The 13,589-nt window shown below is 48.9% G+C and carries 10 protein-coding genes; 6 read left to right on the top strand and 4 right to left on the bottom strand.

Features of this window, described 5'->3' with window-relative positions:
* The first annotated feature begins 376 nt into the window (after window positions 1-376).
* The 4 genes from ACQY6I_RS16820 (at window position 377) to ACQY6I_RS16805 (ending at window position 5,813) form a co-directional block, all read left to right on the top strand.
* Window positions 377-2,077 carry an Hsp70 family protein gene (locus ACQY6I_RS16820; RefSeq protein ID WP_428242660.1) on the top strand — a complete coding sequence of 567 codons (1,701 nt, stop codon included), beginning with the start codon at window positions 377-379 and terminating at the stop codon, window positions 2,075-2,077.
* Window positions 2,078-2,089: 12 nt separating this feature from the next.
* Entirely contained in the window at window positions 2,090-3,301 is a 1,212-nt protein-coding gene (locus tag ACQY6I_RS16815; RefSeq protein ID WP_428242659.1) for an RDD family protein, read from the top strand.
* A 138-nt stretch (window positions 3,302-3,439) separates the two neighbouring features.
* On the top strand, window positions 3,440-4,894 hold the full coding sequence (locus ACQY6I_RS16810; protein ID WP_428242658.1) for an SLC13 family permease: 1,455 nt from the start codon (window positions 3,440-3,442) through the stop codon (window positions 4,892-4,894).
* A gap of 40 nt (window positions 4,895-4,934) precedes the next feature.
* Window positions 4,935-5,813, top strand: a complete 879-nt coding sequence (locus ACQY6I_RS16805) for a LysR family transcriptional regulator (RefSeq protein ID WP_428242657.1) — start codon at window positions 4,935-4,937, stop codon at window positions 5,811-5,813.
* Window positions 5,814-5,931: 118 nt separating this feature from the next.
* Here ACQY6I_RS16805 and ACQY6I_RS16800 read toward each other — a convergent pair whose 3' ends face one another.
* A complete protein-coding gene (locus ACQY6I_RS16800; protein ID WP_428242656.1) occupies window positions 5,932-9,171 on the bottom strand; it encodes a S8 family serine peptidase in 3,240 nt (1,079 codons plus the stop codon).
* Window positions 9,172-9,673: 502 nt separating this feature from the next.
* On the opposite strand from ACQY6I_RS16800, the gene ACQY6I_RS16795 reads away from it, so the two are divergent.
* Complete coding sequence (locus tag ACQY6I_RS16795) at window positions 9,674-9,952, top strand: HlyU family transcriptional regulator (protein ID WP_428242655.1); 279 nt, start codon at window positions 9,674-9,676, stop codon at window positions 9,950-9,952.
* Window positions 9,953-9,967: 15 nt separating this feature from the next.
* Window positions 9,968-11,134: a radical SAM family heme chaperone HemW gene (gene hemW, locus ACQY6I_RS16790; protein ID WP_428242654.1), complete on the top strand. Its 1,167-nt coding sequence runs from the start codon at window positions 9,968-9,970 to the stop codon at window positions 11,132-11,134.
* Here the strand turns inward: hemW and ruvX are convergent.
* The 3 genes from ruvX to gshB are packed head-to-tail and all read right to left on the bottom strand — an operon-like array spanning window position 11,129 to window position 13,385.
* Window positions 11,129-11,566, bottom strand: a complete 438-nt coding sequence (gene ruvX, locus ACQY6I_RS16785; protein ID WP_428242653.1) for a Holliday junction resolvase RuvX — start codon at window positions 11,564-11,566, stop codon at window positions 11,129-11,131. The genes hemW and ruvX overlap by 6 nt on opposite strands.
* The gene (locus ACQY6I_RS16780; protein WP_428242652.1) at window positions 11,566-12,429 is read right to left on the bottom strand and encodes an energy transducer TonB; all 864 of its coding nucleotides are present in this window, start codon (window positions 12,427-12,429) and stop codon (window positions 11,566-11,568) included. The genes ruvX and ACQY6I_RS16780 overlap by 1 nt, the downstream gene beginning before the upstream one ends.
* The gene (gene gshB, locus ACQY6I_RS16775) at window positions 12,426-13,385 is read right to left on the bottom strand and encodes a glutathione synthase (protein ID WP_428242651.1); all 960 of its coding nucleotides are present in this window, start codon (window positions 13,383-13,385) and stop codon (window positions 12,426-12,428) included. The genes ACQY6I_RS16780 and gshB overlap by 4 nt, the downstream gene beginning before the upstream one ends.
* Between the last annotated feature and the right edge of the window lie 204 nt (window positions 13,386-13,589).

Raw genomic sequence — 13,589 nt, 5'->3', positions numbered from 1 at the left:
CTCACATTAATTGATTTTCTAATTCCGTAATCACCGACATTTTTTGCACTGCGCTTCTTTTTTAATACAATTGTTCTGTTCATAGTCAAGGATATAGCGGGTAATGGAATGCAGCTAAACGACACGATTCATTTAAAAACAGTCTGTTGTTGGACCTTAGCCCGATTGTTGCGGCGTATCCGAATTGATGTCGCTTTTTCCCTCATACATCCATCGTACCATGTCATGTCTCTTGTAGGACTCCGTCTTTCTGGCAGAGCCGGAATTACCAGCCTTCGTCATGACAGGCAGGTGCATAACTTTTATACCGGCACCCCTAAAAGCACGGGATGTTTCCGTTTTTATTGAGCTTTCAGCGATTGAGGAGCAAGGATTGATGAGTATTATCGGCATTGACCTGGGAACTACAAACAGTGCCTGTGGATATTGGAAAGAAGATGGAATTGAGTTAATACCCAATCGGTTTGGTGAATACCTTACGCCGTCTGTCGTGGGAATTGATGAAACCGGAGAGTTGATAGTGGGTAAGTTTGCCAAGGCTCGGCGTATGGTGGAGCCGGCAGGTTGTGCTGCCACATTCAAACGCTATATGGGGAGCCGGCAACAGGTCAAACTGGGACAGCAGGTGTATTCACCGGTTGAGTTATCTGCCATGGTATTGAAAAGCCTGCGGGATGATGCCGAGGTTTTCCTTGGGGAGCCGGTCAGCGAAGCAATTATCAGCGTTCCTGCTTACTTTAATGACATTCAGCGTAAGGCGACCAAAGCGGCGGCAGAACTGATCGGCCTGAAAGTGGATCGTCTGATCAATGAGCCGACTGCTGCAGCACTTGCATACGGCCTGCATGAAAAACCCGAAGACTCTAAATTTATCATCCTCGATCTTGGCGGTGGCACGTTTGATGTGTCGCTGATGGAGTATTTTGATGGCGTACTTGAAGTACATGCCACTGCAGGTGATAACTTTCTTGGCGGTGAGGATTTCCTGGAGCTTCTGGTTGATTTGTATTTGAGTAAACTCGGGCGTACTCAGCAGGGCTTGTCCAGGGTTCAGGTTCGCCAGTTATATGCCACGCTGGAACAGGCAAAGCACACTTTGAGTACTGAGCGGGCCGTTAAAATACCCAGTTTTCTGTCATCGAGTGATGTTGATATCGACATCACCCGGGACGAGTTTGCCCATGCCTGTCAGCCACTGCTGGCCCGTATTCAAGTACCGATTGAACGAACACTGCGGGATGCAGGTACCCATCCTGATGAGCTGAGCGAAATTATTCTGGTGGGGGGAGCCACCCGGATGCAGGTGTTTCGCTCTCTGGTGGCCAGGTTGTTTCAGCGTATGCCATCCATCCATCTTGACCCTGATCTTATCGTTGCCCGTGGAACTGCAATTCAAGCCGGTCTGAAAGAAAAAAATCAGGCTCTGGAGGATGTGGTTCTGACAGATGTCTGCCCGTACAGTCTGGGGACTGCCGTGATTAACGACAATGATCAACGGGGAGATATGGGGGCGTTGTTTTCGCCGATCATTGAACGTAACTGCACCGTGCCTGTCAGTATCGTCCGGCGCTATTACACGGCAGCAGATCATCAGAAAAAAATTCTGGTGGATGTTTATCAGGGTGAAAGCAGGCTGGTGAAGAATAACATCAAGCTTGGTGGGCTGGAGGTGAAAGTACCGGCCGGCCGGCGTGGTGAAGAGTCCATTGATGTGCGCTTCAGTTATGACATGAACGGTTTACTGGAAGTGGATGTTACGGTTGTATCCACCGGGCTGAAGACCAGCCTGCAGATTCAGAATGCTGATTCCGATCTTACGGAACAGGAACTGATCGACAGCAGTGAACGCCTTGCTGCTCTGAAGTTCCACCCACGTGACCTGGAAATGAACAAGGAGCTGATTGCCCGGGCGGAGCGACTATATGAAAGCAGTCTGGAAGAGGATAGGATCGAAATCCAACACCTTATTCGCTACTTTGAGTCTGAACTGGAAACCCAGGTTCCTCATCGGGTGGAGGCGGCAACTCAGCAGTTTGTCCGTTTTCTGGAAGCATTGGAATCCAACAGCATTTTTTAGTAAGAGGGAACTATGTCAGCCTGGAAAGTTCTGGGAATAGAGCCTACCGATGATGCCAAAACCATCAAGCTTGCCTACTCAACGGCATTGAAAAAATGTCGGCCTGATGAGGATCCTGAAGGTTTTCAGGCTTTACATCGGGCTTATAAAACCTTAAGTCGTCAGGTTGGTAAACCGTCTGCTGTTAAAGCTGGCAGGCAGGTGCAGGATGTTCCGGTACCGGCTGACACTGCGCCTGTTGTTGTGCCGGAACCAGCGGAAATCGTTGCAACGGTTATTACACCAGCCCGGGTAGAAGACGACGCTAACTCGTGGTCACCTGAGGCTGATCAACCTGTTGTGATTCAGTCGCCTGTATTTGATGATGCTGAGGTAACGCCGCAGACGCCACAAATTGAAATGCGGACGCTGGTGGATGAGTTGTATGAATTAATCTGCCAATTTACCGAGCCGGGTTTTGAACGCTCCATCCAACGGCTTGCCTATCAGGCACTTGATTTGAGCCTGCTGGAACAACGGCGTTTTGCTGTGGAAACGTTTGAATGTCTACTGCGGTTGGAGCGGGAAGTACCGGTGGTATACCGAAACCTGTTTGACAGTGAAGCATTGTTTACGTTGCAGCAGCAGATGAACTGGTTGCAGCAGCGGGCGTTGTTGGAACAGGAGTGTGAGCTGAATGAGACTGATCGACAGCTTACACTGATCCAGACATACCTGAAAAAACATCAACGTGGCCAGCTCCGTGATCAGCGTGAACGGGAAGCACAACAGCGTCAACAGACTGCTCAGGCCATTCAGCGGCAGGCATTGGAGTTCAACAAGCAGAAAGCCAGTATGGCAAGCCGTTGTCTGGCTTACCTGCTGGATCTGATGCTCATCAATCTGGGAGCGGTGCTGTTTGCCGGGTTGTTGACCTTCAATGTGCCTGAAAAGTCTTTGGGGGCCATGGTGCTGATGGAACTGGCCGGTTATTTTTCCTATTTTATTTTCTTCGAGTATAAATACGGGTGTACTCCTATGAAACACTTGTTAAGGATGACAATCATCAACCGAGCGGAAGGAAAGCCAGAATTCTGGCACATCGTATGGCGTACTTTCAGTCTGTTTTTATCGTTTATTACCCTTAAGCTGTTTTTTATCCATTTGTATTTCTGGTGGTATAAAAAAGGAGCGTTGCACGATGCCCTCAGTCGGACTTATGTGATTAAACGGGTCAGCCCATAACGGGACCAAAACTGTCTGAAGATTATTCTGGCTGATGTTGGTATCAGCATTACTGAGGGCAGACCTCCAAAGATACGATTGGATTATCGACACGTTGCCCGGGTAAGGTTGCGGTTGTTAATGTATTCGGTGAAAAAGATGTCAAACCAACAACCTTCCTCTCCAACGGGTTTATCAACGCCTGTCCATCAGAAAAACGCCTTGTCATCGTTTTGGTTTCATCCGGGTTTTCGCAAGCTTGTTTTCATTATGGTATTAACTGTGACGGTTGCCGTGGTTACCGGGTTTTATCTGTCCGTTACGATGGCCATGGCTGCGACATTGACGGTGTTTTGTATTGCTATGTGGGCGACAGCAGTGATGCCGGAGTATTGGACTTCGCTATTGTTTTTCCTGGTGGCGATTGTGCTGCATATGGCACCAGTACAGACCGTATTTTCCGGCTTTTATTCTTCGCCGTTCTGGTTGCTGTTCAGTGGCATGGTATTGGGAGCCGCTATTCGCCATACCCGGCTGGACCAACGGGTTGCCAGACGCTTTTCGGGCATGCTCGGTCACCGCTATCGAAGTATCATTGCCGGTATCGTGACATCGGCTCTGTTACTGGCGTTTGTCATGCCATCGGCGATGGGGCGTATTGTGCTGATAGTGCCGATTATTCTCGCCTTGGCTGATCATTTGGGTTATGAATCGGGGTCCAAGGGGCGTACGGGAATGGTACTGGCTGCATCTCTGGGAACCTTTTTGCCGGCTTTTTCCATTTTGCCGTCTAATACACCTAATATGATTCTGGCAGCCATGGCTGAGAATCTGCATGGGTTACAAATCAGTTACTGGGACTACTTTTTACTGCATTTCCCTGTTCTTGGAATGTTTAAGGCTATATTACTGGTCATGCTGATCCTGTGGCTGTATCCGGACCGTGATCCTCTGCCGCAACAGGCAGACGATGTTGTCGATGTAACGCCGCTGACTTCCCCGGAACGAAGGTTGATCATCGTGTTGGGGCTCAGTTTACTATTCTGGCTGACTGATGCGATTCATCATGTTTCACCGGGTTGGGTGGGACTGGCAGCGGCACTGTATTGCCTGGCTCCGATTTCCGGACTGACCAAGGCAAAATGCCTTAACACGGATATTAATTTTGCGTCGCTATTCTTCGTTGCCGGGATCATCGGTTTGGGGGCCGTTATTTCTGCCAGTGGACTTGGCGAGGCATTGGTGAGAAATCTCAGTGGCCATGCTCACTTTTCCAGTGACCAGCCGTTGTGGAATATAGGCGCTTTGACGGTTATTTCCACATTAGTTGCAATGGTCACCAATCTGCCAGGTATTCCTGCTGTTATGACACCGTTGGCATCAGATCTTGCCAGTTTGACGGGTTTGCCTCTGGCGACGGTATTGATGACCCAGGTGTTGGCTTTTTCAAATGTATTTATGCCGTACCAGGCGCCTCCTTTGATCACTGCGATGTCGGTGGGTAAGCTGCCAATGAGCGTTGTGACCAGAATGTGTCTGACTCTGTTTGTAATTGGTATTGTGATCGTGGCCCCGTTGGATTTGCTTTGGTGGCATATACTGGGGTTACTCTGATAAAACCTGATGACCTCATCTCACGGGTATTTCTAATTTCATGGAAATTCATCAACTCAAGACATTTATGACGGTCGCACGCGAGGGCAGTATTTCCCGGGCAGCTGCAAAGCTTTGTCTCAGCCAGCCAGCGGTCAGTGCGCATATCAAGGCTATTGAGGATACACTCGGGCTGATTTTGTTTCAGCGCATCCCTCGTGGCATGAGTCTGACCCGCGAGGGAGAGCAGCTGTTGCTCAAGGCTGAACAAACCCTTGTGGCCCATCAGGATTTTCTGGCGGAGGCCGTCCGTTTAAAGGGGCGACTCAATGGCAAACTGCATATTGGTAATTCCAGCACTGCCAGTACGGAAGCGCTTGGGCGGCTGATGATTGCGTTGTCGGAGCGGTGCCCGGAAGTGGAGCTGGTGGTGCAGCATGGTGATACCGCAGAAATACTTAAAGCAATTTGTAACGGTGATCTGGATGCAGGTTTCTACAACGATAGCCACTTACCGGATGAAGGTATCAGTAGCCTGGAAGTCGGGCGGTTCGGTATTTTTCTGGCGGCCCCACCTGGGCTGGTGGATACCTCCAAGCCGGTCGACTGGCAGGTGCTGGCGCAACTTCCCTGGATTTGTCCAACGGTTCAAAGTTGTTGTAAGCAAGCGGCAGATCAGCTGTTTGAAGCACATAATATTCGCCCGGAGCGAATTATCAGTATTGACCGTGAAGTGGTTACCCGAACTCTGATCGGAGGGGGTGTGGGCATTGGTATGCTCCATGCCGATAGTGCGAGGGAAGCACAGCTCAGTGGAGAGGTTGAAATTATTTGCGAGGCACAAAAGCATGTCAGGGTGTTATTCGCCCATACTCGAAAGCGTGCTCATGATCCGTTGCTGGTGATGGCCAGGTCGATTCTGCAGGCTGAGCATGGTTGACAGCCAGTTTGCAGATTTTTGAAAAAGCGTGCTCGTATAAATGAGTTGTCCCCGCGTGATGCGGGGACAATTGAGGTTACCGGGCAGGTGCCACGGCAACTGTTAATGTCGGAACGAATTATTCCCGAACCAGATCAACCGCAATGGTTCCCAGATTTCCTGGTTTGCTACTGTCGGTACCAATTGAGAACGCACCATAGTAATGGTCACCAGCTACTGAGCCAGGCAGACTGAAAGCGATGTCAGCGGCGAACTCTTCACCCGCAGGTAATGATGTTGGAACGGTCACTGTCATGTTGCCTTGGTCCATATTTTCAACAACAGCGGTGTGTACTGTGACTGCAGAAGGGTCGGTGTGTCCGCTTTCCCAGTTCTGCACCAGTACCCATAACGTTGTGGCTGGTACTTCAGACAGGCTGATATATTCCAAAGCAGAGCTTGTTGCACTGTTGGCTACCATGGTTGCCTCGCTTGGGGTATCGCCAAGACCCACAAACATGTCCATATCATCTGATTCAGATGCGGTAATCTCGGCAACAAACCGAGTCGCACCATTGGGGATTTCAACGGTAAAGAAAAATGCGCCGTCCTCGGCAGTTTCATAACCATCAAACGGCTTGCCGTTGGTTGGGTCTGATAATAGGGCTGCGCTGGTCGCTTCTGACTTTGTCAAGCCAATAACATTGACATCAGCTGCCGTGATTTCCACTGCTTTCAGTCCGCCCAGTGATGCCACATCAGCATCAACGGCAGAGGTAATTTCAATGGCACTCGGCAAGTTGCTCAAGGTAGACAAGGCCGCCAGAGGGAAATGCACATCCGGTACGCCATGGGTCAGGGATTTGATACCAACCTGGGTAAACTTCCAGTCGCCAGCCGGTACTTCGGATACATCGACCATAAAGCTCAGCTCGGTACTCTCGCCTGGGTTCAGGGAGAAATAAGACGGACTGACTGTGACGCCATCTTTAGATTTGGCTTTCCAGCGCGTGGTTTTATGACTGACGTTGGTTACAGTACGTGTCCAGCTGCAGTCCACGACGCAGGAACTCTGCCCTAAAGATGCCAGGTTCAGTGTTGCCGGATCTCCGTTTACAAACGGGTCGGCCTTCAGGAAATTGTTGGTGGTTTCGTCTAGTACCAGCGCTGCGCGTGCGGCAATCGCCAGATCAACCCGACCAGCACCCACGTCAAATGGATCTGCGATGGTGACGCCATCTTCTTTATACTGCATGGTGTTGGCGGTGGTCATCAGTGCAGATTGGATCTGCATGGGGGTCCAGTCTGGATGCAACGCTTTCATCAAAGCTCCGGAACCGGCAATGTGAGGACTCGACATAGAGGTACCCTGGATGATGTTGTAGTCCTGTTCCAGGTCGCTGTAATCTTCGTTAAATGCCGCAAAAATAGCACGACCAGGTGCCGTGATATTGGGTTTGACAATGCTGCCTACTGATGAATTTGAGCCTTTGGAGCTGAAATACGCCAGGACATCAGCATATTCATTGGCAATAACCGTACTCGTGCCGGAAATTGTGCCCATGTGCTCTTTACCGGTGCTCATCCATTCGCGCAGTTTGGCGGCGTCGGTGTACATGATATGGACGGCAGGAATATAGTGAGTATCTGCTTCCCAGTAACCTGTACCATCAGGGGTGGTATTGGGACGTGTCAGAATCAGAGCGCCACCACCGTTTTTGGCAACGTTCTGGCCTTTTGCTACACGGGCAATCTCGCCGGCATCACACAACACAATTTCACCATCAAATTTGGCAGTGAACTGATCTTCCAGACACAGGGGGTTGCCATAATCAGTAGCATCAACAATGGTTGCCGGTCCATAACCTTCTGACATGGCCTGACCAATGATGTCTGCTGGAGGAGTGGTGTCCCCACCGGTCAGATTAACCAGGGCGCTTTTGTACATGAAGTTGTGTGAACTGGATGCGACAGCAGTGATCCAAGGAGCATCGGCCGGGGAACCCAATGTTTCAGGATCCGGGCCGCTGTTACCAGCAGAAGTGGCAACAAAAACACCAGCATCCATTGCAGCCAGATAAGCCAGAGCGCTTGGGTTGGCCCAAGGATCAACGGAACCACCACCAATGGAATAGTTGATGACATCGACACCATCCTGGATAGCGCGGTCAATGGCGAAGAGAATCGATGAAGAATAACAGCCGTTTTCATCGCAGACGTTGTAAGCGATAATGTTGGCATGAGGGGCCACACCAGCGATATCTTTGGTGATGGTATAACCGGAAGGCGCTTTGACGGTTGCATTAAATACAATGTTTCCGGCGCTGGTACCCGCAGTATGAGAGCCGTGACCTTCCTTATCTCTTGGGCTGCCATCATTAACTGCTGGGTGCCCCCAGGCTCCGATCAGCTTGTCATTACATGGGAATGTCGCGTCATAAACCGCTTCACTGGGGTTACATACGCCGACGTACGAGTCGAGTGGGTTGACGACTTTGTAGCCGTCGCCACCGCGGGCAGCAAAAGAATCACTTATCGGGTTAATACCGGTATCGATAATGCCGACAATAACGCCTTCGCCCATGGTGCCTTTCATATGGCCAACGCCTTTCCACACCTGAGGAGCATTGATCCAGGCAAAACCACCTTCCCAATAACAGCCAGCCAGCCCGAGTACTGCAAGCATTGACGCCAAGCGGGCATGAGTCTTACTGAATCTGCCTGAACGATAGGCCCAGAAAATCAAAGCCAGGGTCAATAGCAGTGCAGCAGCTGTGAGGTAAGTCCAGTTAGAACTGTCCTGACTTGGTTGGGCATAACCATCCAATACATTGGTGTTGGATTCCAGTTGGTGCAACTGATCTTTTTGTATGCTCTTGATATCTTTCAGTACTGAAATTTTCTGCGCTTCAACAGGAGTTAATTCAATAACCACTGCGTTGGTGGCCGTTTGCAGGGTTTGAACTCGTGTTACACTGCGGCCCAGCGTTTTTTCGATATTGGCAATTAACTCTTCCTGGCTGTTTTCCAGGTACCCTTTATAGGCCTGTGCCGTTGAGGATTTTACATTCAGCTTGGTCTTACCTTCGGTACTGGTGGCTTCATAACCATCGATGCCACCCCGGTAACGGGCGATAGATGGTGCAAGACCGGAAATGATGTAGCGCTCCATCGGTACCGCAAATGCCCGGGAGAAAGTGGAAGCAGAGCCGGAGCTGGCGTCGATCGTTTTTTCGATAACATCGCGATTTGCAGGTTTGGTTTTATCGACCACCTTGATATCAGCAAACGACTGTGGTGCCAGAGTTCCCAGTCCGATTGCCAGTGCTAACAGCACAGGCATTTTACGGACCAGTGGCGGTTGTTTTTTATTGAGCATGCTTGGATCCTTTTTGATAATGATTTCTAAGTCTTATAAGTAACTATCAGGAAACCGTAAGAACTGCGGTAAAGTCAGACAGAAAAGAAGGTGTTTTATGTGGGAATGGAATAATTTTCATTCGCACACTCGTTACCCGGCAAATACAATGCCCTGGATACCTATTTCCTGCTTGCCTGTTTAACGTTACCCAATTACTGAGCATTCCTGAGTGGCCGCTGGCGCTGATCCTATCTGGCAAAGCAGATCGACCGGACACTGGCCTGGGTCTTGGACTGGAAGAAGCGAATGACTATCTTACCGACTACATCCATGCATGGCTGACTTGTGATCAGCTCTGAACGCAAGCTATCAGGATGCAGTATTTTTGTGATCAGGCATATCGAAAAAATGAGATCTGTAGCACTTTTTTCTAATTTGGTGTTATTGATTGTGTACGGATTGTTCGTTTGGTTTTACACCAGAATGGTTTTTGATGTTTTGATAATCAGGAGTAATTAGCATGTTTGGCTTTTTGAAAAAAATGTTTGCAGGAGGTGCCGCTTCTGCCCCTTCAGAGTCCATGGAATATAAAGGTTACACAATAACGGCCTGTCCCATTCCGGAAGGGGGGCACAATTATCGGGTTTGTGGCGTTATCAGCAAGGATGGGCAGGAAAAGAAATTTATACGTAGTGATTTGATCCCTGATCCTAAAATGGCCTGTGATATTACGATGGATAAAGCCATGGTGATTATCAATCAGCAGGGTGACAAAATATTCAAGTTAAACAACATTTAGCCAGGATACCGGGCTTTGCCAGACCTAAAAACATTAACCGAGCTTCCGCCGTTATCTTTGTATATCCATTTCCCCTGGTGTGTACGGAAATGTCCCTACTGTGATTTTAACTCACATGCTGCTGTAGATACGTTGCCTGAGGCTGAATATATTGATGCGCTCATAGCTAATTTTCAGATCTATGAGAAATGGATTGAAGGCAGAGAGCTTCAGTCAGTTTTTATGGGCGGAGGAACTCCCAGTCTTTTTTCGGCAGATTCAATTGCAGCATTGCTGCATTCTTTAAGTCAGCGTGTCCATTTTAGTGCAGATTGCGAGATTACCATGGAGGCGAATCCGGGTACCTTTGAGCAGCTCAAATTTGCCCGGTTTCGACAGGCAGGAATCAATCGTTTGTCGATTGGTATTCAAAGTTTCGCCGATACACAATTGCATCATTTAGGACGAATCCACTCAGCGGATGAGGCGCTCAAAGCGGTAGCTGTGGCGCGGGAAGCGGGTTTTGACAACCTGAATATTGACCTGATGCATGGGTTGCCTGGACAGACTCTCGAACTGGCCATAGCCGATTTGCAGCAGGCCATTGATTTGCACCCGGAGCATATCAGTTGGTACCAGCTAACCATTGAAAAAAACACGGAGTTTTTCAGTCGACCACCTATATTGCCTGAAGATGAACTATTGTGGAGCATTCAGGAACATGGACAGGCCTTAATGGCCCAACATGGTTATCGTCAATACGAAGTGTCTGCATACAGTTTGTCTGATCGCCAGTCCAGGCATAACGGTAACTATTGGTCGTTTGGTGATTACATCGGTATCGGTGCGGGAGCGCATGGGAAGCTCACATCTACAACAAAGCAGGGTATTTTCCGGACTCAGGAAACCCGTTTGCCCAAGGACTATATGTCAAAAATTCATACAGTGGTGCCTGGACTGAAGCAGGTTCCCCGGGAAGAGCTGCCATTTGAATTTATGATGAATATTTTGCGCCTGAAAGAAGGTGTTGATATGTCGCTTTTGGAGCGTAGAACGGGTATCCCTTTTGCGGTGGTCGAAGATATTTGGCGTAATTTGCAGCGACAGGGGTTGGTTGTGTCGGATCGATTGGCGACTACGGATCAGGGGTTCCTGTTCCTGAATCGTGTGCTGGATAACTTTCTGGAGATTGATGCGCTATGAAGTGTGTTGATCCAGCCATCCCTGTAAAATAATCTGAGCAGCCAGTGCGTCGACATGTTGACTGCGAAAATCATGGTTGCCTTTATTATTTTCCAGTAACAAACCTTTGGCCTCATAGCTGCTGAGGCGCTCATCAAAGCTGTAAGCCGGTAAACCAAAACGTCCGTGGAGTCGGTTTTTGAATTTGTTGGCTCTTTGGCTGAGTTCGCTGACAGAATCATCCATGTTGAGGGGGTTGCCGACAATCAGAGCGTCGGGATGCCATTCCTGTATCAGTTCTGTAATTTCGTCCCAGTTCGGGATGCCGTCTCTGGCGCGAAGTACCTTCAAGGCTTTGGCGGTGTTGGTGATACGCTGCCCATAGGCAACACCTATCCAGGAAGTTCCGTAATCAAAGCCCAGGAATGTCATTTCTGCTTTGGAATCAGCCATTAATTGCCCAGCTCAAGCTTGGTGCGAAAACGCCAGGTACGGATAATTTCCAATTCATCAGTGTTTTCCTTAATGCTGTCTGGAAATGGTTTAAACGGAGAAGCCAGGCGAACGATGCGTTTGGCGGCGTCATCCAGCAACTGATGCCCTGAAGACCCCAGTATTTCGATACGCTTGACGGTGCCATTGGGCAGTAATGATACTAACATCCGTACGTCACCAGTCATCTTTCGCTGACGTGCCTCGTCTGGATAGTTCAGGTTGCCGACCTGTTCTATCTTCTGCAGCCATTCATATAAGTAGGCTGCATCTTCAGCCTTCTTGGTGGATAGTGCAGATAGTGTCCGTATTCGCGGGCGATTGGCGTAACGCTGTCGCATGTCTGACAGCGCTGCTTTCAATGTTGCAATATCCTGGGTTTGCTGCAATACGATTTGGTCAACATCAGAATTGGCTTCCGGCTGTTCATCTGCCTGCTGCTGGCTTTCCTCAATTTTCTTGCTGCCGGCGGTGGTTGTGATGATTCTGGCCTGGGACTCATGTTGTTGCTTTATGAGCAGGTTTTGCTGCTCGGTATTGACGTTTTGAATGCTGTTGTCTTCAAATTCTGAAGTCTCTGTGGTCTGCAACAGTTTGGCTTCGTCTTCAGTACCACTGCCCTGTTGATTTGACTGAGCCAGAAAATCAGCCTTCTCCGGTTCACTGTCGGAAGTATGGTAAACCAGAGTAACATCCAATGATGGGTCCGGTTTGGTGCTGGAGCCCAGATTAAAGCTGATGCCAAAAACCAGCATCGCGTGAACTGCGGCGGCAAGAAAAATGGTAAACGTAAGCCTGTCGCCGGCACCTACCGAAACACTCATTGAGACTTCCTGTTCAATTTACTTTCAATAACCTGCATTAACATACCTGCAATGTTGGTGTTATACGCTTTATCAATTTCCCGGATACAGGTTGGACTGGTGACGTTAATTTCCGTCAGATAGTCACCGATCACGTCCAGTCCGACAAATAACAGCCCTTTTTGTTTGAGGGCGGGGCCAATTTGTTTCGCAATCCAAAGGTCTCTTTCTGTCAGCGGTCTGGCTTCACCACGACCACCCGCAGCAAGATTGCCTCTGGTTTCTCCCTGTGCTGGAATTCTGGCCAGACAATAGGGTACTGGTTCCCCATCTATCATCAGAATGCGCTTGTCACCATTGACGATTTCAGGAATATAGCGCTGGGCCATGATTAGTGAGCGGCCATATTGTGTAAGTGTTTCAAGTATTACACTGACATTGGGATCATCTGGTTTGGTACGAAAAATGGAGGTTCCCCCCATGCCGTCGAGAGGTTTGAATATGACATCGCCGTGTTTTTGATGAAACTCTCTAAGTTGGGCATGATCTTTGCTCACCAGTAGTGGTGGACAGCAATGAGGGAAGTGAGTTGCAAATATTTTCTCGTTGCAATCCCTCAGGCTTTGTGGCTTGTTAACTATAAGTGTGCCAGACTTCTCTGCTAGCTCAAGGATGTAAGTACTATAAATATATTCCGGATCAAAAGGGGGATCCTTGCGCATGAGTACCACATCCAGGTCTGAGATGGGTCTTTTTTGTTTGTCTCCAAGGGTGTAAAAGTTGTCTGGATCATGACTGACGTTGAGCTCTGCCATGTTGGCCATAGGCAGACCTTCGTCAATGCAAAGGTCAGACTGCTCCATATAATAGAGTTGCCAGCCCTTCTCCTGTGCGGCCCATAACATGGCCAGAGAAGAGTCTTTTTTGTAGCTAATAGTGTGAATGGGGTCCATCACGATGCCAACTGCGACCGTCATGATCTGTTTCCTCCAGGTTAAGATCTCTCATATTATCGAAATTTGCGCTACATTAATAAGGGTTGTTATTGAATAAATCAGCACTGGTTAGCGAAAATTATCAGGGTTTACAGAAGGTTATAGCCGACAACTAGAATCTGTGATAAAAATGACTGCCTTTACGTATGGCCCAGGCTTAAACCGTGTAGGCTTTACGCATTTGTT

It is taken from the genome of Gynuella sp., assembly GCF_050297175.1.
Classification (GTDB): Bacteria; Pseudomonadota; Gammaproteobacteria; order Pseudomonadales; family Natronospirillaceae; genus Gynuella.
This window is presented reverse-complemented; position numbering and strand designations above follow the sequence as displayed.